The 281-nt window shown below is 65.8% G+C and carries 1 pseudogene; it reads left to right on the forward strand.

The annotated features are described in order from the left end of the window. Positions 1-24: 24 nt before the first annotated feature. Positions 25-281, forward strand: a pseudogene (locus L5876_RS14620) (diacylglycerol acyltransferase/mycolyltransferase Ag85A); the annotation flags it as partial.

Here is a 281-nt window from a genome sequence, read left to right on the forward strand (position 1 = left end):
GAGACAGATGGGAAAACGAAGTAAATGAAGCTCTTTTCGAAGATGCGTGGTGCCTTGGCGCGTCAGTCGGCGCGCCGGATTGCGGTAGCGGCCACGGCCGTCGCAGTCTTGCCCGGTGTGGCGGGCATCGTCGGCGGTACGGCGCTGACTCCGGTTGCGGGCGCCTTCTCACGTCCCGGGCTTCCGGTCGAGTACCTGCAGGTGCCGTCGGCGTCGATGGGCCGTGAGATCAAGGTTCAGTTCCAGCCCGGTGGCGCCAAGGCCGTCTACCTGCTGGACGG

The organism is Hyphobacterium sp. SN044 (assembly GCF_021864465.1).
Classification (GTDB): Bacteria; Pseudomonadota; Alphaproteobacteria; order Caulobacterales; family Maricaulaceae; genus Hyphobacterium.